Here is an 18866-nt window from a genome sequence, read left to right on the forward strand (position 1 = left end):
CCGTCAGAATCGGTACGCGGTGTGGTACTCCGGCACCAGCACGCGGCTGCGCGGCGAGACCCGGCGCACCTCGGCGACGAGGGCGTCGAGGCGTTCCCGGTCGCTGTCGGCGACAGTCGGCGGGTTGGTGAGCGGCGTCTCGAAGTTGTCCCAGTGCACCGGAACCACGACCTTCGGACGGTCCAGCGCGGCCATCAGCCGGGGCACGTAGTCGGCGGTCGCCGTGGTGGCGGCGGAGGCGACCATCGCGACGTCCGGGGCGAGCCCGCTGAGCTTGCGCTCGTCGAAGTCGCTGGCACCCATGAAGAACACGGCCGGGCCGCCGTCGATCCGGATCTGGTACGCCAGCGTGTCGCCCTCGGGCAGGTCGGCGATCGTCTCCGGACGGGGCGGCCGGCTGATCCGTACCCCGGGGAAGGCCATCGACCAGGTGGGGTTCCGGCTGTGCAGCGAGCCGATCACCTCCACCGTGTACCCGTCGAAGTCGAGCACCTCCCCGCCCTTGACCGGGGCCAGTTGCCCGGTCGGCAGCCCGTACGCCAGGCCGAGGTGATACGCGGTGAGCGTGCCGAAGACCCGGGCACCGGTCCGGGCGGCGATGTGCGGCACGTCGTTGAAGTGGTCCCAGTGGGTGTGGGTGACGAAGATGTTCTCCGCCCGGTCGGCGAGCCGGTCGACCACGTCGGCGGCCACTGTCAGCCGGGTGTCGGGGTTGAACGGCTTCCGGAACAGCCCGGTGTCGTACCGGCTCAGGTACGGGTCGACGAGCACCGTCCGGTCCCCGATGTCGATCCGCCAGCCGGAGGTCCCCCACCAGCGGAAGCTCACCGCGCCGCCGCGTCGCGTACCGCCGGCGGCGCGGCTCGGCGCGGCGACGGGGCTCGGCCCGGCGGCGCGGGCCGGGGCGCCGGCGACGAGTCCGGCGGTGGTGACGGCGGCGGCGCCGACCGCTGTGTCGCGTAGCAGTCGACGGCGGGCGTAGCCGGACGGCCGGTTCTCGGGCATGTGTCGTCCTCCCGTTCGGGATCGGTGATCGGTAGGCCCAGACCACCACCCCGCCGGCGTCGATGTCCAAGATCGACGAGCGCAACGACCGATATCCGGACCGATATCACCGCAGGCCAGGCCGGTGGCCCGGCCTGGATCAACGCAATGAATCGACGGCGGTCCGGGCCGCCTCCCCCATCGCCAGGTCCACGTCGATCCGGCGGGCGGCCAGCCGTTCGGTGCGTACCGCCACCGCGATCGCGTACCTGCGGCCGTCGGGGTACTCCGCGACGCCGGCTTCGAGGTGCAGTCCCGGCAGGGTGCCGGTCTTCCCGGCGACCCGGACCCCGGGTGGGAAACCGGCGGCCAGCCGGGTCCAGAAGAGCTGCCGTGCCATCAGCTCCCGGACCATGGCGCACGCGGGCGCCGGGCCGGCCTCGTCCCGCCACACCAGACGCAGCAGCCGGGTCAGCTCCCGGGCGGTGCTGGAGCTGGTGTGCTCGGGGTCGAAGACCCGCATCGCGCGGACCCGTTCGGGCGACAGGGTGGGGAAGATCCGCGCGAAGTCCGCCTCGGTGCGTGCGCCCACGTCGGAGAGCATCGTCTCGACGAGTTGCCGGGGGCCGCCGACGATCCGGGTACGCGGCAGGTCCAGCTCCGCGGCCAGCATCGGCAGCACGTCCGCCCCGATCCGGCGCAGGAGCAGGTCGGCCGCCGTGTTGTCACTCACCGACATGGCCAGGTACGCGAGGTCGCGCAGGGAGACCTCCACGTCGTCGGCGCAGCCGGCCACGCCCCAGCCGCCGAGCCGGTCGGCGGCACCGACGAGCACCCGTTCGGTCGGGTCGAGCTGGCCGGCGGCCGCCTGCCGGGCGAACTCCAGCACCACCATGATCTTGAAGACGGAGGCGATGACGATCTGCTCGTCGGCGCGCAGCGCCACCTCACCGCCGGCCGGGTCGTCCACGTCCACGACGTGCAGGCAACCCCGCACCCCGGCCCGCCCGAAGATCTCCCCGATCCGTTCCGCCACATCCACGCCGACACGGTAACCAGCGGCGACGCTAGGGTGCCCGGATGGACCTGCTGCGGCACCTGCGGCATTTCGTGGTGGTCGCCCGGGAACTGCACTTCGGCCGGGCCGCCGAGACGCTGGGCATGGCACAGCCGCCGCTGAGCCAGTCGATCCAGCGGTTGGAGCGGGAGCTGGGCGTCACCCTGTTCGACAGGTCACAGCGCCAGGTCGGCCTCACCACCGCCGGCCAGTTGCTGCTCGGCGAGGCCGACGAGCTGCTGGCCGGTGAACGCCGGCTGCGTCACCTCGCCGAGCGGGTCCGCCGGGGCGCGCTCGGGGTGCTGCGCGCCGGCGTACCCCCGGAGACCCCGGCCGTGACGTTGCGCGCGCTGCTCGACGCGCTCGCGGCCCGCGCGCCCGGGCTCGCCCTCGACCTGCACGAACTGACGAGCGCCGAGCAGCACCGGATGCTCGCGGACGGGCGGCTGGACGTCGGCCTGCTGCACCATCCGGTCGACGGGGCCGGGCTGCGCTTCGGCGAGCCGGTGGACGTACCGGTGGGTGTGCTGCTGCCCCGGGCCTCGCCGCTGGCCCGGCCGCGGGAGATCGCGCTCGCCGATCTGGCCGGCATGGACCTGGTCACCGCGCCACCGGCCACCGCGCCCGGCTGGCACGAGCATCTGCTGACCGTGTGCCGGCAGCACGGTTTCGCCCCGGCCCGGGTCCGCCCCGCGCGCAACCCGGAGTTCCTGTTCGGTCTGCTCCTGGCCGGCGGCGCGGTCGCCGTCGAGCCCGCCGCACTGGCCCGCCGGGAACCACGTGTCGCGTGGCGACCGATCACCGGTACGCCGCTGGTCCGGCGGATCTCCGCGGCCTGGCCGATCCGGGCGGCGCACCCGGCCGCGCCGATGTTCGGCCACCTCGCCACCGAGACGCTCGCCGCGCCCGACGAACCGGGCGGGCCGGCGCTCCTCGCCCCGGCGGCCCGGCCGTGGCCGGTGCTGTTCGAGGCCGGCCGGGACGAAAAGTTGGCCCGCTGACCTCCCGCAGTTCACCTCAATCCGACTAACATCGCTGATCATGAATATAAAGCGTGTCACCCGCTCGCGACCCGGGCGGTTGATCGCGGCGGTCGTGCTCGCCGTCGCGGTCGGTATCCCGCTCGGCGTGACCGGCGCCGCGTCGGCCGCGACACCCCTGACCGTGGCTCAGGCGCTCGCCGCCCAGGACGGCCGGACGGCCACCGTCACCGGCTACGTCATCGGCCAGCCCACCGCCACCAACACGGTGCTCACGTCCGGCTTCACCGCCGACACCGCGATCGCCCTCGCCGACCAGGCCGGCGAGACCGGCACCGGCCGGATGCTGTACGTGCAGGTGACGGCCGCCTGGCGGAGCACCTTCGGGCTGCTCACCAACCCGTCGCTGCGAGGGCGGCAGGTGACCGCGACCGGCGCGCTCACCGCGTACTTCAGCCACGGCGGGCTGAAGAACCCGACCGCGATGAGCCTCGGCGGCGGCGCCACGCCGAGTCCCACGCCGACCCCGAGCCCGACCGGCACCGCCGTGCCGGACACGTACTACGCGGCCGCGGCCGGCAAGACCGGGCCGGCGCTGCGCACCGCGCTGCACGGCATCATCAAGGTGCAGACGAAGCTCAGCTACGACCAGGTGTGGGACGCGCTCAAGGACACCGACCAGGATCCGGCCAACCCGGCGAACGTGGTCCTGCTCTACAGCGGACGGTCGCAGAGCAAGACGAGCAACGGCGGCGGCGCGAACGACTGGAACCGGGAGCACGTCTGGGCCAAGTCGCACGGCGACTTCGGCACCGCCACCGGGCCCGGCACCGACGTGCACCACCTGCGCCCGGAGGACGTGTCGGTCAACTCGTCGCGCGGCAACAAGGACTTCGACTCGGGCGGCGGCACGGTGGCCGAGGCGCCCGGCTGCTACACCGACGCCGACTCGTTCGAGCCGCGCGACGCGGTCAAGGGCGACGTGGCCCGCATGATCCTCTACATGGCGATCCGGTACGAGGGTGGCGACGGCTGGCCGGACCTGGAACCGAACGACTCGGTCTCCAACGGCTCCGCGCCCCGGCTCGGGCGGCTGTCGAAGCTGCTGGCCTGGAACGACCAGGATCCGCCGGACGCCTTCGAGAAGCGCCGCAACCAGCGCATCTACGAGCGCTGGCAGGGCAACCGCAACCCGTTCGTCGACCACCCCGAGTGGGCACGGTCGATCTGGGGTTGACGCTCGTCCCCGATGTGAGGAAGCGTCGCGAGCGGGTAGAGACATCCGGTTGGCACGGCCGGGGGCGGTCGGCACGGACGCGCCCCCGGGCACCGCACGATCGGAGATGAGGCTCTCATGGCCCAGAACGGCATTCCGGACATCGCACTCAACGACGGCAACACCATCCCGCAGCTCGGCTTCGGCGTCTTCCAGATCGAGCCGAAGGACACCGTCCGGGCCGTCGGCACCGCGCTGGAGGTCGGCTACCGGCACATCGACACCGCCCAGATGTACGGCAACGAGGCCGAGGTGGGTCAGGCGCTGCGTGCCTCCGGGCTGGACCGCGGCGAGGTCTTCGTCACCAGCAAGCTGAACAACGGCTTCCACCGCCCGGACGACGCCCGCAAGGCGTTCGAGCAGTCGCTGCGGGAGCTGAAGTTCGACTACCTCGACCTGTTCCTGATCCACTGGCCGCTGCCCACCCGCTACGACGGCGACTTCGTCTCCACCTGGAAGGTGCTGGAGGAGCTGCGTGACGCGGGCACGGTCCGGTCGATCGGCGTGTCCAACTTCCAGGTCGCCCACCTGGAGCGGCTGGCCGCCGAGGCGGACGTGGTGCCGTCGGTCAACCAGATCGAGGCGCACCCCTACCTCGGCAACGAGGAGGTGCGGGCGTACGACAGGGCGCACGGCATCCTCACCGAGGCGTGGTCGCCGATCGCGCAGGGCAAGGTGCTCGACGACCCGACAGTCGTCGACGTGGCCGAGCAGGTCGGCCGGACCCCGGCCCAGGTGGTGCTGCGCTGGCACGTGCAGCGCGGCGACATCGTCTTTCCGAAGTCGACCACGCCGAAGCGGATCGAGGAGAACTTCGCGATCTTCGACTTCACTCTCGACGACACCGCGATGGAGCGGCTCACCTCGCTGGACCGGGGCGAGGCCGGCCGGACGGGCCCGAACCCGGACGAGTTCGACTACATCCCGAGCTGAGCGTCACGCGTCGGAGGGGCCCCGGAATCCCGGGGCCCCTCCGTTGTTGACTTCGCGCGCACTCGAAGGGGCAGGGTGACCCCCAGAGCTCCGACGGGGAGGAAGACATGCGCTACCGCACCATCGGCACGGACCCGGCCACGCGTCGCGAGGTCAGTGTGCTGAGCCTCGGCGCGATGCTGTTCGGCACCGCCACCGACGAGGCCACCTCGTTCGCCATCCTCGACCGGTACGTCGAGGCGGGCGGCACCTTCATCGACACCTCGGACAACTACGCCTTCTGGCACAACGGGGGCCAGGGTGGCGAGAGCGAGGAGCTGCTCGGCCGCTGGCGGCGCAGCCGCGGAATCGGCGGCGAGGTGGTCATCGCCACGAAGCTCGGCGCCCGTCCGCTCGCGCCCGGCACCAGCTATGTGGACAACCCGGAAGGGCTGTCGGCCAAGGTGATCCGCGAGTCCGCCGAGCGCAGCCGGGAGCGCCTCGGCGTCGAGCGGATCGACCTGCTCTACGCCCACATCGAGGACCGGACGATCCCGATGCGGGAGACCGTGGAGGGCTTCGCCGAGCTGGTCGCCGAGGGCACGGTGGGGCTGCTGGGCGCCAGCAACCACCGCGCCTGGCGGGTCGAGCGGGCCCGTGCGCTCGCCGCCGCGGCCGGCCTGCCCGGGTACGAGGTGCTCCAGTACCACCGCAGCTACCTGCCCCGGCGGCTGGACGTGCCGAGCGAGCTGGACCCGGACGGCGACGTCGGCTGGGTCGGCCCCGACCTGCTCAGCTACCTGCGCACGGAGCCGCAGCTCACGCTGGTCGCGTACTCGCCGCTGCTGAAGGGCGCGTACGTCCGGCCGGAGCGGCTCGGCGAGGAGTACGTGGTGCCCGCCACCCCGGCCCGGCTGGCGGCGTTGCGGGCGGTGGCCGCCGAGACCGGTGCCACAGTCAACCAGGTGGTGCTGGCCTGGCTGACGGGCGGGGACATCCCGTCGATCCCGCTCGTCGGTTTCTCCTCGGTGGCGCAGTTGGAGGAGAGCCTGGCCGCCGTCGACCTGGAGCTGACCGCCGAGCAGCGGACCCGGCTGGACTCGGTGCGCTGACCGGCGCCGGGCCGGGTGGCTCGCACGCCACCCGGCCCGTGCCGCTCAAGCGGCGGGGAACCGGTCGACAGCGACGTCGAGCCGCAGGGTGCCGGTGCCCGGCAGGGTCACCTCGGTGGCGTCGGCCGGGCGGGCCGCGCCGTCGTACCAGCCGGCGTACAGGACGTAGGGCGGCGTCCACAGCCACGCCACGGTGACCGGCTGGGGGCCGAGCACGCGCAGCGCGTACTCGCCGTCGCGATCCAGATCCAACGAATAGCCGATGACCTCACGGGTACGCGCGTTGCGCACCGTCAGCTCGGCGACCACCGGGCGGCCCTCCGGGTCGACGAGCCGGCCGGTGACCAGGACGCCACGCCGCACGGCGAGGTTGTAGACGGTGGTGGCGCCGGCCCGGACCGTGACCGGCACGGCCTTGCCGCGCAGGGCGAACCCGCCGGACCACTGGGCGGCGTTGTCGGCGGTGGTGAACAGCAGCGGCCAGGCGTACGGGCCGAGCCAGTCGATCCGGTAGCGGCCCTGCGCGTCCAGCTTCACACCCCAGTCCAGGAAGAAGCCCGACTCGGGCGCGAGCGTCACGGCGCCGGAGGTCGCCGGCCTGCCGGTGGCCGCGCTGGTCACGGTGCCGGTGACGACACCGGCGCGGTCGAGCCGGATCGGGGGCACGGTGACCGTCTGCCCGGCCCGGAGGGTGACCACCCGGGCCTGCTTCGCGTCGCCGGTGCCGCCGGTCGCGCCGACCCACTGCGCGCCGTACGCCGATCCGCCGGCGGGGCGGGCGAACAGGTTCCAGGAGCCGGCCGCGACCAGGCCGACGCGGACGTTCCCGGAGGCGTCGGAGCAGTACCGTCCCGGGTTGTCGGGAAGCTCGCCGGTACCGGCGGGTGCCGGCGTCACACAGGCCCCGGCGACGGGCGCGCCGGTCGCCGCGTCGACCACCCGGGAGACCACGTTCGCGGCCGGGGTCAGGACGACCACGGCGGTGCCGCTGCCGTCGGCCAGGACGTTCACCGTGGCGTAGCGGGGCAGGTGGGTGTCGTCGCGGGTGTAGACCCACACCTCCTGCGGGCCGGGGATCAGCGGCGGAACGGTCACCCGGGTGTCGCCGCACGGATTGCGCCGGGGGTCGAGGAACACGCACAGCCCGTCGACCGCGGCGCCGGTGACCGCGTCGCGCGCCCGCAGGGTCGACCCGCTGGGCGCGAGCAGGCGCTCGGAGACCTCCGTCGTGTCCCCCGCGGACACCCGGACCGTTCCGGCCTGCGCCCAGCTGGTCCGGCCCGGCACCCACTGCCTGAGCACCTCGTCGTCCTGGCCGTCGCTGTACACCGGGGTGACAGCGATCTTGTAGTCGCCGGCCGGCACCTCCACGCTGAGCTGCCCGGACTCGTCCAGCGGCAGGAGGTCCTTGTCGTAGCTGCTGTCGGCGGCCGTCACGGCGACGTTACCGGCGGCCGGGCTGCCGTCGAGCCTGCTGACGGTCAGGTGGAGCACGCCTGCCGGATCCGCCGCCGCACCGGCGGCGGTGGGTGCGGCGGTGACGGCCAGGGCCGCCACGGCGAGTGCGCCGAGCACTCTTCGGACGATGGACACGGTGGACCCCTCTCGGTTTCAATGCGCAGAGAGGCGTCCGCGTAACCACAACCGGGACGCGCCCCCGTGCGTCGGATGCCGGCGCAGCATATGGCAGGCGATCGATCAAGCACTGTCCACGATCGGTCATCCGGCGGGCTGCTGCGGGAACGGTCATAACCCCGCCTTCCTCCCGTACCGGCCGTCGTCGGCCGGGAATCGCCACCGCCAGATCGGATCTGGCGGGCCGTCTGGCGCCTTCGGGGTGAGGCCGGCACAACACCACAGCTTCCCGGCCTCGTTGAAACAGGCGATCGGTCGGGCGGCACACCCGTACGGCTGTCGAGAACACCGACGAGGAGAGGTAGCGATTCATGAGCAACCGGAACACCGGCCTGGCCGTCGAGGCCGAGGGCCTGGTCCGGTCCTTCGGTTCGACCCGGGCACTCGACGGGCTGGACCTGCGGGTTCCCGCCGGCACCGTCTACGGAGTGCTGGGCCCGAACGGCGCCGGGAAGACCACCGCCGTACGCGTGCTGGCGACGCTGTTGCGCCCGGACGGCGGCACGGCCCGGGTCTTCGGACACGACGTGGTGCGTGACGCCGACGCGGTGCGCTCCCGGGTGAGCCTGACCGGCCAGTACGCCTCGCTGGACGAGGACCTGACCGGGGCGGAGAACCTGGTCCTGCTGGGCCGGCTGCTCGGGCTGGGCCGGTCCGGCGCCCGGGACCGGGCCGAGCAGCTGCTCGCCGCGTTCGGGCTGACCGAGGCGGCGGGGCGGCAGGTGAAGAAGTACTCCGGCGGGATGCGGCGGCGCATCGACATCGCCGCGAGCATCCTCAACACCCCGGACCTGCTGTTCCTCGACGAGCCGACCACCGGGCTGGACCCGCGCAGCCGCAACCAGGTGTGGGCGATCGTGCGGGCTGTGGTGGCGTACGGCACGACGGTGCTGCTGACCACGCAGTACCTGGACGAGGCGGACCAGCTCGCCGGCCGGATCGCTGTGGTCGACCACGGCCGGGTGATCGCGGAGGGCACCCCGGGCGAGTTGAAGGCGTCGATCGGCGCGGGCAGCGTCCACATCCGGCTGCGCGATCCGGGGCAGCGGCCGCAGGCCGAGCAGGTGCTGCGGGCGTCGCTCGGCGTACCGGTGCAGCTCGCCGCGGACCCGGCGGCGCTGACCGCCCGCGTCGGCGAGCACCGCACCGACCTGGAGGCGGGTACGCAGGCGGCGCGGGCGCTCGGCGAGCTGGCCGCCGCCGGCATCGTGGTGGACGACTTCTCCCTCGGCCAGCCCAGCCTGGACGAGGTCTTCCTGGCCCTGACCGACCACCCGGCCGTCCCGGCGGACGAGCGGGACGACGAACTGGAGACGGCGCGATGAGCGACACTGCGATCACCACCGGGCGGGCGCCGTCCGTCTACATGCCGTCCGCAGAGGCGCTGGCCACTGTGCTCGCCCCGGCCGAGCGGCCGGCCCGGCCCGGCGCGCTGTCGGCGTCGCTGACGTTCGGCTGGCGCGCGCTGCTGAAGATCAAGCACGTGCCCGAGCAGCTGTTCGACGTGACCGCGTTCCCGATCATCATGGTGCTGATGTTCACGTACCTGTTCGGTGGCGCGCTCGCCGACAGCCCGCGTGCGTACCTCCAGTTCTTCCTGCCCGGCATCATGGTCACGAGCGTCGTGATGATCACCATGTACACCGGGGTCGGGCTCAACAGCGACATCGAGAAGGGCGTCTTCGACCGGATCCGTACGCTGCCGGTCTGGCGGCCGTCGGCGCTCGTCGGGATGATCTTCGGCGACGTGCTGCGCTACGTCCTGGCCGCCGTGGTCATCCTCACCGTGGGCGTGGTGCTCGGCTTCCGTCCCGACGGCGGGCTGCTCGGGGTGCTGGCCGGAATCGGGCTGCTGGTGGTCTTCTCGTTCGCGTTCTCCTGGGTGTGGACGTTCTTCGGCCTGGTGCTGCGCAGCGAGAAGTCGGTGATGGGGACCAGCATGATGGTGCTGTTCCCGCTGACGTTCCTGAGCAACGTGTTCGTCGACCCGTCCACCATGCCCGGTTGGCTGCAAGCGTTCGTCAAGGTCAACCCGATCACCCAGCTCGTCACCTCGGTCCGAGCGGCGATGGCCGGCTCGATGGACGGCCCGAGCACCATGTGGATGCTGCTCTGGAGCGCCCTCTTCGTGGTCGTGTTCGGCACGCTGACGATGTACCGCTACAACCGTCGCTGACGTGACACCGGTGGCGGGGTCCACACGGCCCCGCCACCTCGCCGGTCAGAGCCACCAGGGCACCGGCTCGGCCGGCTGGTACCGGCAGGCGCCGCCGGTGGTGATCGACTCGCGCAGGTGGGCGGCGAGCGCCGGATGCCGCTCGCCGATGCGGCGCAGGGTGTCCCGGATCCGCCCGGTCACCGCCTTGCGCGCCCGTTCCGCCTGGTCACCGAGACGCCGGCTGCGCCCGGCCAGCCCGGCGGCGGCACGCAACTGGTCGAGCAGCGCCGCGCGCTCGGCGTCCAGCTCGGCCAGCCGCCGCCCGTCGTCGCGCGTCGCAGCCCGGTCGATCTCGTCGTCGAGCCGCCGCAGGTGCCGTCGGTAGCGGGCCTTCGCCTCGTCGTCGAGCACCGGATCGGCGCCGAGGCGGCGCGCGGCGGCGAGTTCCGGGCCGGCCGCCGGGTCGAGCAGTTCGACGGCGGGCACGTCCGTGCCGGGCCGGCTCAGCAGCAGCCGCAGGTCGTGCAGCCCTTTGGCGTCGGGCAGGTGCACCACGACGCCGTCGTACGCGAGGCGCCACACCGGCCCGTCCGGCCGGAACTCGGGCCGGATCACGTCCGCGCCGCCCGCGCCGGGGTCGGGCGGCCGTGCGTTGCCGTGGACGGCACCCGCCCGGGACAGACCCGACGCGGCGCGGCGGCCGGGCGACGACGACGCGACCAGAGCCGGGGCGCCCGCGCCGAGCCGGACCGCCACCGGCGCGACCACGGCGGAGGCCGCCACCGGGGCGGGAGCCGTCGCGCCCAGCCGGTCCACCACCTGGACCATGCCCAGCGTCCGCGCCTCGGCCAACGTCTCGGCCCGCAGCCGCCACGCCTCGGCCGCGTCGCCCGGCCCGTCGCGCCCGGCGAGCGCGCCCACCAGCCCGGCCCGGGCCAGCACCGACCAGGGCCGGGCGCCCAGCCGGTCCGCGGCGTCCCGGGCCGCCCGGTAACAGTCGATCGCGTCGTCCCACCGGCCCTCGGCCGCGTCCGCCATGGCCAGCCACAGGTCGACCGGGCCACCGATGTCGCACCCGAACAGCGCCGCCGTCCACTGCCCGCGGTGCGGGGCCAGGGCGGACCGTACCTCCGCGCACCGGGCCGGGTCGCCGTCCACGGCCGCTGCCTGCGCCCGCAGGCGCAGCCACAGCGGCGACACCGACCGGGGGTACGCGGTGCCCGCGGCCTCGATCGCGGCGGTGAGCCGAAGCACGGTGGCCGCGTCGCCGCGCTCGGCGGCGGTGATCGCCCGAAGCAGCTCAGCCTGCGGGTGCGCGGCGCCCACCCGGTCGAGCACCGCCTCGGCCTCGGTGAGGCGGCCGTACAGCAGCAGCACCGACCAGCGCGTGTGGTGCGTCATGAACGCGTGGTCGGAGTGCGCCGACTCGCGGTAGCTCTCCGCCTCGGCGAAGCACGCCTCGGCGGTGGCGAGGTCACCCCGGAACGCGGCGATGATCGCGCTGTCCGCGGTCGCCGCCACCCGCTGCCGGGCCACGTCGCCGCGTCGCGCGCCGGTCACGAACGCGGTCAGCTCGTGCCGGTAGCCCGGATCGCCCAGCTCCAGCAACGCGACCCAGCGCAGCGCCGTGGCCCACAGCTCGGTCTCCCGGTCGCCGCTACGACGGGCCACCTCGCGGATCTCAGCGGTCACCACGGCTCGCTCGTGCGCGGTGCCGAGCCCCCAGGTGGTGTCGTGGCGGGCCCACAGGCTGAAGGTGAGCGCCTCGTCGTCGCGGCCGTGCCGGGCGAGCGTCTCGGTGGCCGTGATCAGGTCGGTGACCAGCGCGCGTACCGGCCGCTCCGGCTCCGGTTCCGCGATCAACCGCCGGTACGCCTCCCGGACCAGCTCGGCGGCGTCGAGCCTGCGGCGGGTGGCGGAGTGCTGCCGGTGCGCGATGAGCGCCACCCGGGTCAGCACGCCGGGATCGGGCAGTTCCCGGGCCAGCGCGGCGGCCTCGGCCAGCAGCCGCTCGACCTCGGCCGGTGGGCCGGCGTGGTGCAACAGCCCGGCCAGTTCCAGCAGCACCCGGACCCGCCGGCCGGGCTCGCCGGTCAGTTCCAGCGCGCGCCGGTAGTGCCGTACCGACTCGTCCACAGCGATCCGGCCCCCGGCGTCGCGGGCGGCGGCCAGCAGCAGGTCACCGGCGCGTTCCGGCTCCAGCTCGGCGCCGGCCAGCCAGGCGTGCCGGGCCAGGTGGGCCGGGCTGAGCACGCCGGCGAGCGCGTCCGACCGGTCGACGGCCCGGACCACAGCCGCGTGCCGGGCCCGCCGATCGTCGTCGGCCAGCCCGTCGTAGAGCGTCTCGCGGACCAGGTCGTGCACGAAGACGAAGCGTCCGTCGCTCCGGGGCAGCACCAGCCGGGCCGCGGCGGCGCGGCCGAGCAACCGGTCGACCTGCGCGACCGGGGCGGGTACGCAGGCGGCGAGCGTCAGCCTGTCGAACTCGCGGCCGAGCACCGCGGCCACCGTGAGCGCCTCGACCACCGGGGCGGGCAGCTGGTCGAGCCGGCGGCGCACCACCTCCCGTACGCCGGGGGCGACGGTGTCGGTGAGGCCGTGGGTGTGCCAGAGCCGGGCGGTCTGCTCCACGAAGAACGGGTTCCCGCCGGTGCGCCGGTGCACCTCGGCGACCAGGCTCGCGTCGGGCTCCCGGCCGGCGGTGCGGGCCATCAGCGCGGCCACCTCGGCTCGATCGAGCCCGGCGAGCGTGACTGTGGTCGCCTTGGCGGTGAGCGGCAGCAGCCACGGCCGCAGCGGGTGCTCGACGGATTCGACTTCGGCGTCCCGGTAGGTGCCGATCAGCAGCAACCGCTCGAACCAGGCGTGCTGGGTGACGAACTGGAGCAGCCGCAGCGACGCCGGGTCGGCCCAGTGCAGGTCGTCGAAGACCACGGCGACCGGGCGGTGCTGGGCGACGGCGACCAGGGCGGCGGTCACCGCGTCGTGCCTGTCAAACTCGTCCCGGCCCGCGTCGCCCGGCTCGGCCACGTGCGTGTCGCCGGGCTCGGTCGGGTCGCCCGGCTCGGTTGCCTCCGCGGTGTCACCCGCCGCCCGCTCGCCGAGCAGTGCCGCCAGGCCCGCGTCGGCCGCCTCCCGCACCCCGCGCCGGTCGTCGGCGGACCGGGCCAGCCGCCGCAGGACCTGCACCCATGGCCAGTAGTCGGGTGCGGTGTCGGAGTCCCAGCAGGCGGCGCCGAGCACCAGCGCCCCGCTGCGACGGGCCTCGTCGGCGGCGGCCGAGACCAGTGTGGTCTTGCCGATGCCCGGCTCGCCGGTGACCAGGACGAGACCGCCGTGGCTGTCGACCAGCCGGGCCACCTCGGCGCGCAGCAGCGCAGCGGGATGCTCCCGCCCGATGATGTGTTGGCCGAACCTCGGCTCCATGACCTCACGACGCTAGTCGAAGGGTCCGACAAACCGGGGAGCGTTCAGATCCGCGCGTCGGTGACGACGTGCGCGCACGCCGGGCAGGCGGCCGGTCCCTGTTCGGCGAACCACCGGCAGGTACGCCGGATCGCGCACTTCGGCAGCGTCTCCTCCGCGGGCGGGGCGGTCTCGGCGTACGAGGCGGCCATCCGGGCGCCCAGCCCGCAGTGCGAGCCGGTCCAGAAGCCGCAGGACGAGGTGACGCACGGGCCGGCGAGCCGGGCCCGCGACTCGATCGGCTCGTCGGAGTCACCGAGCCCGGCGAGCGCCACCTCGGCCGGTACGGCCGGGGTCACGTAGGCCACCCGGCCCGCCGGAGTGATCATGCCGAGGAACACGGTGGCGTTCGACGCCGGGGTGCTCGGGCACATCCGCTCCGGCGTGCCGGCCGGCCGGGCGGCGTCGGTCACCGCTGGATCCAGAACCCGATGTCGTTGATCTTCTGCCCGAGGTCCTGGGCGAACGGGCCGTCGATGACCCAGAGGCCGTACCACTCGGGACGCAGCTTGATGTTGCCGTGACCGACGGTCAGCGGGTTGGTCAGCTTGGCGTCGGCGGTACGCAGGGCGGCCAGGCCGGCCTTCTGGATCTCCGCGGCGATCAGGGTCTGCTGCTCGGGGCTCAGGTCGACGCCGTCGACCACGAAGCGGAACTCGTTGCGGGCCATGTGCTACCTCCGGTCACTCGTACGATTCGGTGCCCAGCCCGCGACGCAGGCTGGTGCGGGTGAAGGCCGCCCAGCCGGCGTGCGAGGCGGCGTCGGTGCGGTGCCCGGCGCGGGCGAGCACCCGGGCGGCGTGCTCCGCCCAGTGGTGGACGGTCGCCGCCGCGTCGCCCCACAGTTCGCGGCAGGCCGCGACCGCGAAGGCGACCTGTTCCGGCGCGCCGGTGAACCCGGCGGGTCCGTCGGCGACCCGGATCGTGCCGTCCGGGCGGACCCGCACGCTCGGGAAGTGGTGGTGCAGGCTGGCCAGCGTGGCCAGGTGGGTGGCGTCCCGCCGGCCGGCGGCGAAGCCGGCGCGCAGCTCGTCGTCGCGGCGGTGCCGGATCCCGTGCAGCACCAGCGCGTCGCCGGCCGCCTCGATCCGGGCGACCACCTGCACCGGCACGCTCCAGGCCGACGGCGAGTTCGCCGACCAGAACGCCAGCCAGGCGGCGAGCCGGGCGTGGAAGTCGGCCTGGACGGCGACCGCGAGCGCGGACCCGTCGGGCGCGCGCAGCGCGGCGGTGGCGATGCGGTCCCTGGTGATGAGCGGCGTCGTGGGGCGGCTCGGAGCGGCCGCCGCGGCGCCGGTGGTGGAGGCGACGGCCAGGCCGGTCACTGTGACCGCCGAGGCCGCCGCCGCGCCGGCGAGCAGTCGCCGACGGTCGAATGGGTGTCCGTTGTCGTTCATCGTCGGCCCTTCGTCGACGGCAGTGGCCCGACGTTATCGACCGGAAGCGATCAGGAAAACACCCTGTGTGACGGGAGGTCGACAGGAAAGCCGGGGATACCCGGCGGCGTGAACGACTGTTCCTGTGCCGCATTCACGCGACCCGCCGTCGCTCAGGCGCGGAGCAACCCGGCGACGGCCCGCTGCGCGTCGACGACCGTCGCCGCCGGCAGATCGAGCGCCCAGAGCGCGGCGGCCAGGTAGTCCAGGACGCGCCAGCGCTGCTCCCCGGTCAGCGGCGGGCGCCGCGATCCACCGAGGGCCGGTCCGCCGGCGTCCGCGGGGTCGCCGTCCGGACCCCGCCGCGCCCCGCCGAGCGCCGCGCCCAGCCGGGCGGTGAACAGCGCGGCGAGCCGCTGGCGGTCCACCCCGATCAGGTACGGCGCCAACTCCGCGTCGGCCGCGATCAGCCGCAGCCAGCGGTGCACCGCCGCGCGCACGGCGACCGGGCCGAGCCGGTCGCAGGGCTCGCGGGAACAGGTCGCCACCTCCGTGGTCCGCACGACCAGGGGTACGGATGATCGAGTCCGGTCAGTTCATCGCAACCCTTGATATCGATGAATACCTATCTATAGGCTGGCGGCGTTCCGCTCACCCCCCATCCCAAGGAGTGTGAACCATGCGTAAGCCCAAGCTGTCCCGGATCCTCGCCACCCTCGCGGCCGCGACGCTGGCAGCGCTCGGCGCGGTAGCCGTCAACCCGGCTCCGGCCTCCGCCGCCGTCCGCAACGTCTGCTACAACATCAGCCAGGCCGGCCCGTTCGCCAACACGGCGGTGCAGGCGGCGGCGATCTGGAACAACTACACGAACAACATCAACATGGCCCAGTGCGGGTCCAACCTGCGGATCACCTACACCTACGGCGGCGGCTCGTACGCCCAGCGCACCAGCCTCGGCAACGGCCGCGTGGTGATCGACTACTACCAGGCCCAGCAGTACTCGGCGCTGCGCATCATGACGCACGAGATCGGCCACATCCTCGGCCTGCCGGACAACTACAACGGCAACTGCGCCATCCTGATGTCCGGTGGCAGCGCCGGCACGAGCTGCACCAACCCGTACCCCAGCTCCACCGAGGCCGCCCGGGTCGACTCGCTGTTCGGCTTCGCCGCCCGCAGCGCGACGCCCGCCCAGGTCTTCACCGGCAGCTGGCCGGCCGCCTCGACGGTGGGCGCCCAGCGCTGACGACGCAGTGACGACGGGGTCGGCGGGTCACCGCCGGCCCCGTCCGCGCGTCCCGCGCCGACCCGACGCGGCGTCGTCGGCGAGATCCGCCGCACGGCGGCTCAGCCCTTCGACCCGCTCCCGGAGCCGGCGCAGCGCCTCGGCGTTCCCGTCCACGTCGGACACCTCGTCGAGCAGGCCGACGTAGTCGGCGGCCAGCCGCCGGTGCGCCGGGGCGACCGGCCCGACGTACCGGTCCAGGTCGATGATCTGCTGGGCGAGAACCGCGGTGGCGGCGCCGAGCGCGGCCCGCTCGTCGGCGCGTGCGTCCCGCCCGGCCCGGCGCGCGTCGGCCAGGCGGCCGGCCCGCCGGCCGCCCAGCCAGAGCACCGCCGCACCGGCCACGACCCCGGCCACCGCGCCGCCGGCCAGCAGATACCGGGGCAGCGACGGGCTGATGGTACGGGCGCCGTCAGGCACCAGACCGGCCCGGACCAGCCGGTCGTAGTTGAGCACGATCACCTTCAGCGCCTCGACCGGCCGGTCCACGAACGCGTCGGCGCCCCGGCTGATCGTGGTCTCGGCGACCATGGCCCGCCCGAGGTCACGCGGGCCGTCGCCGCCGAGGCGGGAGCAGCCGTACGTGTCCCAGTCCTCGCCGTCGCGGCTCATCGCCAGCACCAGCGTGCCCTGGGTGGCGCGTTCGGTGTCGTCGCACGCCTCCCGCAGGTCGGCGCCCGGCTCCATGATCAGCACCACCAGCCGCCGGTTGCCGATGACCCGTTCGGCGGCGGCCCGGTCCAGGTCCACTCCGGGCGCCGCGTAGACCGAGGAGCCGCGTACCTGCCGGGCGGCCGGACCGTCCAGGACGCCTCCGGTCCACAGCGCCCAGCCGGCCAGCGCCAGGCAGGCGAGCACCGCCCGGCCGAACGCGGTGCCGACCAGGCGGCCGAGCAGCCGGCGCGGGCTGGTCGCCGCCACGCCACGACGGGTCGCCGTCCGCTCGGGACGGGTCGCGACGCGGCTCACGACAGCCTCGCCCGCAGGTAGACGTCCGGCCGGTAGCCGGGCATCCGCACGTCCCGGGCCACGTCGTCCAGCTCGGCCGCCGCGTCGGCGAGCAGTTCGCGTACGTGCCGGTCGGGCAACCCCTCGTCGAACGCGTCCCGGGCCGCCCGCAACCGGCCGACCCCCCGGACCAGCGCCGGGTCGCTGCGCGCGTCGGTGAGCAGCGACAACTCCACAGCCAGCGCGGAGAGCCCGGCCAGCCGGGCCGGCGTGCCACCGGGACCGACGTCGGCCGGACGGCGGCCGGACCCCCGCACGGTACGGATCGACAGCACCACGAAACCCGCCACGCACCCGGCGAAGATCCAGGGCAGTGCCGGCAACGCCACCCGCAGCGGGTCGAACGGCCGGTACGGCAGCGGACGGTCGAACAGCCCCGCGTACCGCACGTCGGTGACCTGCGCCAGATACGCGCCGAGCACGTTCTGCTGGGGATAGGCGTAACGGCCGAGCCGTCCGCCGAACTGGGCGTAGAAGCTCGCGCCGGCCACCTCGGCGAACGACGCCGCACCCGGACCGTGGTACTCGATCCAGTCGCCGTACATCACCACCAGCGGCTGGTCCGGGGCGAGCCGGTGCAGCGCCGGCCCGTACGCGGGCAACGGCTCCCCGTACGGCTGGGCGGGCAGCACCACGAACCAGGCGCCGTCCGGGAACGCGGCGCTCGCCGCCTTCTCCGGCAGCTCGGGCAGCGTGGCGCCGGTGCCCACGTACCGGCCGGTGGCGCGCAGCGCGGCGACCACCGGGGCCAGCTCCGGGCCGGTCGGCTCCCGCCAGCGCAGGTCGTCGCCGTCCGGCGGGGTCGGCTGGTCGTGCAGCGCGGCCAGCAGCGCGAGCACCGAGCCGGTCACGTCGCCGGTGGCGAACCGGGCCCGCCAGCCCGGCAGGTCGTCCGGCGAGGCCACGTAGAGCCCGCCGCTGACCTCGGTGCCGACGATCCGGATCTCGGCGTTCTCCACGTCCTTCACCCGCCGGCGTTCGGCCTCGTCCAGACCGGGCGGGGCGACCAGGATGCGCGTGCCCCGGTCACCGACGGCGGCCCGGACCCGCTGCTCGTCCCAGCGCGCGACCGCGCCCGGCAGCCGGACCACCGGATCGGCGGCGACCAGCGCGGTCATCTCCTCGACCGAGGGCACGCTCGCGTCGCTCAACTCCCCGGCCGAGCCCTCGGGCAGCGCGGCCGTCGACGGGGAACGCCCGTAGCTGACCTCCACGCTCTGCCGCTGCGCCACCAGGAACACCACGAGCACCGCTGCCGCGGCGGCCAGCAGCGACCAGCGCAGCAACTCCCGGCGTACCCTCGTCACCGCCCGGCCCGCCACAGCTCGTCGGCGCGGCGGGCGTGCTCGGCCGCCGCGCGGGCCGCGTCGGCGCCGCCGCGGGCGGCGGCGAGCATCTCGGCGTGGGCCAGCAGCCGCTCGGCCTCCGGCACCGTCGCCGGGGACGCGTCCCGGCTGACTGTGGCGTCGTGGATCGCCGCCCGCGCCGACGACCAGGCGACCCGCCGGCCCTCGGCCCGGACGCGGCGCCGGGGCAGCGACACGGCGAGGAAACCGGCGGCCACCGCCACCACTCCCCCGCCCAGCCAGGGCAGCACGCTCGCGGTCATGATCCCTGT

At 74.4% G+C, this 18866-nt stretch carries 18 protein-coding genes; 7 read left to right on the forward strand and 11 right to left on the reverse strand.

From position 1 onward, the window contains the following. Window positions 1-3 precede the first annotated feature (3 nt). Both BFV98_RS13790 and BFV98_RS13795 read right to left on the reverse strand, forming a co-directional pair. Window positions 4-1005 carry an MBL fold metallo-hydrolase gene (locus BFV98_RS13790; protein ID WP_071096563.1) on the reverse strand — a complete coding sequence of 334 codons (1002 nt, stop codon included), beginning with the start codon at window positions 1003-1005 and terminating at the stop codon, window positions 4-6. A 139-nt stretch (window positions 1006-1144) separates the two neighbouring features. Continuing rightward, window positions 1145-2026, reverse strand: a complete 882-nt coding sequence (locus BFV98_RS13795) for a serine hydrolase (RefSeq protein WP_030272950.1) — start codon at window positions 2024-2026, stop codon at window positions 1145-1147. A gap of 38 nt (window positions 2027-2064) precedes the next feature. Here BFV98_RS13795 and BFV98_RS13800 point away from each other — a divergent pair, with 38 nt between their 5' ends. The 4 genes from BFV98_RS13800 to BFV98_RS13815 all read left to right on the forward strand — a co-directional run bounded on the left by BFV98_RS13800 (window position 2065) and on the right by BFV98_RS13815 (window position 6321). Then, window positions 2065-3042: a LysR substrate-binding domain-containing protein gene (locus BFV98_RS13800; RefSeq protein ID WP_071096565.1), complete on the forward strand. Its 978-nt coding sequence runs from the start codon at window positions 2065-2067 to the stop codon at window positions 3040-3042. Window positions 3043-3082: 40 nt separating this feature from the next. Beyond that, entirely contained in the window at window positions 3083-4258 is a 1176-nt protein-coding gene (locus BFV98_RS13805) for an endonuclease (protein ID WP_071096567.1), read from the forward strand. Between the two features lie 117 nt (window positions 4259-4375). Then, window positions 4376-5230: an aldo/keto reductase gene (locus tag BFV98_RS13810; protein WP_071096568.1), complete on the forward strand. Its 855-nt coding sequence runs from the start codon at window positions 4376-4378 to the stop codon at window positions 5228-5230. A 107-nt stretch (window positions 5231-5337) separates the two neighbouring features. Continuing rightward, on the forward strand, window positions 5338-6321 hold the full coding sequence (locus tag BFV98_RS13815; RefSeq protein ID WP_071096570.1) for an aldo/keto reductase: 984 nt from the start codon (window positions 5338-5340) through the stop codon (window positions 6319-6321). Between the two features lie 45 nt (window positions 6322-6366). On the opposite strand, the gene BFV98_RS13820 is transcribed toward BFV98_RS13815, so the two are convergent. Then, window positions 6367-7914, reverse strand: a complete 1548-nt coding sequence (locus tag BFV98_RS13820) for a hypothetical protein (protein WP_143025331.1) — start codon at window positions 7912-7914, stop codon at window positions 6367-6369. Between the two features lie 353 nt (window positions 7915-8267). Here BFV98_RS13820 and BFV98_RS13825 point away from each other — a divergent pair, with 353 nt between their 5' ends. Together BFV98_RS13825 and BFV98_RS13830 are read left to right on the forward strand one after the other, a co-directional pair. Next, on the forward strand, window positions 8268-9281 hold the full coding sequence (locus tag BFV98_RS13825) for an ATP-binding cassette domain-containing protein (protein ID WP_071096574.1): 1014 nt from the start codon (window positions 8268-8270) through the stop codon (window positions 9279-9281). After that, a complete protein-coding gene (locus BFV98_RS13830; protein ID WP_013284308.1) occupies window positions 9278-10132 on the forward strand; it encodes an ABC transporter permease in 855 nt (284 codons plus the stop codon). The genes BFV98_RS13825 and BFV98_RS13830 overlap by 4 nt, the downstream gene beginning before the upstream one ends. 45 nt (window positions 10133-10177) lie before the next feature. On the opposite strand, the gene BFV98_RS13835 is transcribed toward BFV98_RS13830, so the two are convergent. The 5 genes from BFV98_RS13835 to BFV98_RS13855 form a co-directional block, all read right to left on the reverse strand. Beyond that, a complete protein-coding gene (locus BFV98_RS13835; RefSeq protein ID WP_071096575.1) occupies window positions 10178-13540 on the reverse strand; it encodes an AAA family ATPase in 3363 nt (1120 codons plus the stop codon). A gap of 44 nt (window positions 13541-13584) precedes the next feature. Then, the gene (locus BFV98_RS13840) at window positions 13585-13992 is read right to left on the reverse strand and encodes a hypothetical protein (RefSeq protein WP_013284306.1); all 408 of its coding nucleotides are present in this window, start codon (window positions 13990-13992) and stop codon (window positions 13585-13587) included. After that, window positions 13989-14249 (reverse strand): hypothetical protein, encoded by a 261-nt coding sequence (locus tag BFV98_RS13845; protein WP_013284305.1) that lies wholly within the window; start codon window positions 14247-14249, stop codon window positions 13989-13991. The genes BFV98_RS13840 and BFV98_RS13845 overlap by 4 nt, the downstream gene beginning before the upstream one ends. Before the next feature lie 13 nt (window positions 14250-14262). Beyond that, on the reverse strand, window positions 14263-14976 hold the full coding sequence (locus BFV98_RS13850; RefSeq protein ID WP_071096577.1) for a hypothetical protein: 714 nt from the start codon (window positions 14974-14976) through the stop codon (window positions 14263-14265). A 152-nt stretch (window positions 14977-15128) separates the two neighbouring features. Next, on the reverse strand, window positions 15129-15518 hold the full coding sequence (locus BFV98_RS13855; protein WP_255368106.1) for a globin: 390 nt from the start codon (window positions 15516-15518) through the stop codon (window positions 15129-15131). Between the two features lie 116 nt (window positions 15519-15634). On the opposite strand from BFV98_RS13855, the gene BFV98_RS13860 reads away from it, so the two are divergent. Further along, the gene (locus BFV98_RS13860) at window positions 15635-16201 is read left to right on the forward strand and encodes a snapalysin family zinc-dependent metalloprotease (protein ID WP_047891234.1); all 567 of its coding nucleotides are present in this window, start codon (window positions 15635-15637) and stop codon (window positions 16199-16201) included. A gap of 27 nt (window positions 16202-16228) precedes the next feature. On the opposite strand, the gene BFV98_RS13865 is transcribed toward BFV98_RS13860, so the two are convergent. From BFV98_RS13865 to BFV98_RS13875, 3 genes are read right to left on the reverse strand one after another with little or no spacing between them, the layout of a single operon-like run. Next, window positions 16229-17209: a hypothetical protein gene (locus BFV98_RS13865; protein ID WP_071096579.1), complete on the reverse strand. Its 981-nt coding sequence runs from the start codon at window positions 17207-17209 to the stop codon at window positions 16229-16231. Next, window positions 17206-18555 (reverse strand): hypothetical protein, encoded by a 1350-nt coding sequence (locus tag BFV98_RS13870; RefSeq protein WP_013284300.1) that lies wholly within the window; start codon window positions 18553-18555, stop codon window positions 17206-17208. Before BFV98_RS13870 ends, BFV98_RS13865 begins: the two co-directional genes overlap by 4 nt. Then, a complete protein-coding gene (locus BFV98_RS13875; RefSeq protein ID WP_071096581.1) occupies window positions 18552-18857 on the reverse strand; it encodes a DUF6403 family protein in 306 nt (101 codons plus the stop codon). Before BFV98_RS13875 ends, BFV98_RS13870 begins: the two co-directional genes overlap by 4 nt. Window positions 18858-18866 lie beyond the last annotated feature (9 nt).

Origin of the sequence: Micromonospora sp. WMMB235, from assembly GCF_001855515.1 — a bacterium.
In the GTDB taxonomy this organism is placed as follows: Bacteria; Actinomycetota; Actinomycetes; order Mycobacteriales; family Micromonosporaceae; genus Micromonospora; species Micromonospora aurantiaca.